The 1,323-nt window shown below is 43.1% G+C and carries 2 protein-coding genes; both read left to right on the top strand.

Going from position 1 to position 1,323, the window contains the following annotated elements:
• Nucleotides 1-185, top strand: a 185-nt coding sequence (locus GMD4S_RS12170) for a peptide-methionine (R)-S-oxide reductase (protein WP_000439575.1), incomplete at its 5' end; no start/stop codon positions are given.
• Nucleotides 186-244: 59 nt separating this feature from the next.
• Nucleotides 245-1,323 (top strand): ABC transporter permease (locus GMD4S_RS12165; RefSeq protein WP_000681736.1); only part of this gene is annotated, 1,079 nt, incomplete at its 3' end.

Here is a 1,323-nt window from a genome sequence, read left to right as displayed (position 1 = left end):
GAATGGAGCGAATCGAGGTTCGTTCTCGCTCAGGCAATGCTCACTTGGGTCATGTTTTCACAGATGGACCTCAGGAGTTAGGTGGCCTGCGTTACTGTATTAATTCTGCCTCCTTGCGCTTTGTAGCCAAGGATGAGATGGAAAAAGCAGGATATGGCTATCTATTACCTTGCTTAAACAAATAAAACTGAGAGGGTGGGGCTTCCCACTTTCTTCATTTCTAGAATATGAATAGAAGGGATTTATGAAACACTTACTATCTTACTTCAAATCCTATATCAAAGAATCAATTTTGGCTCCACTGTTCAAGCTGCTAGAAGCTGTTTTTGAGCTCTTGGTTCCCATGGTGATTGCTGGGATTGTTGACCAATCCTTGCCTCAGAGAGATCAAGGGCATCTATGGATGCAGATTGGCCTGCTCCTTATCTTTGCAGTGATTGGCGTTTTAGTAGCCTTGATTGCTCAATTTTATTCAGCAAAGGCAGCGGTAGGTTTTGCCAAGGAATTGACAAACGACCTCTATCGTCATATTCTTTCTTTGCCTAAGGACAGCAGAGACCGTTTGACAACTTCTAGCTTGGTGACCCGCTTGACTTCTGATACCTACCAGATACAGACTGGGATCAATCAATTCCTGCGCCTCTTTTTGCGAGCGCCTATTATTGTTTTTGGGGCTATCTTTATGGCCTATCGCATCTCAGCTGAGCTGACTTTTTGGTTTTTGGTCATGGTTGGTTTTTTGACAATCGTCATTGTCGGTCTCTCTCGACTGGTCAATCCTCTCTACAGTAGTCTCAGAAAGAAAACGGACCAACTGGTTCAGGAAACGCGTCAGCAATTACAAGGCATGCGAGTTATTCGTGCCTTTGGGCAAGAAAAACGAGAATTACAGATTTTTCAAACCCTTAACCAAGTTTATGCTAGATTGCAAGAAAAGACGGGTTTCTGGTCTAGTTTGTTAACACCTCTGACTTATCTGATTGTCAATGGAACCCTTCTCGTCATCATCGGGCAGGGCTATATTTCAATTCAAGGAGGTTTACTCAGTCAAGGTGCTCTTATTGCCCTTATCAACTACCTCTTGCAAATTTTGGTGGAATTGGTTAAGCTAGCTATGCTGATCAATTCTCTCAATCAGTCCTATATCTCAGCCAAGCGAATTGAGGAAGTTTTTACCGAAGCTCCAGAGGATATCCATTCAGAGTTAGAACAAAAGCAAGCTACCGGTGATCGGATTTTGCAAGTCAAAGAATTAACCTTTACCTATCCTGATGCGGCCCAGCCTTCTCTGAGAAACATTTCCTTTGATATGAATCAAGGGCA

This window comes from Streptococcus sp. GMD4S (genome assembly GCF_000296955.1).
The sequence above is the reverse complement of the archived record's forward strand: the minus strand, read 5'-3'. Positions and strand labels throughout refer to the sequence as shown.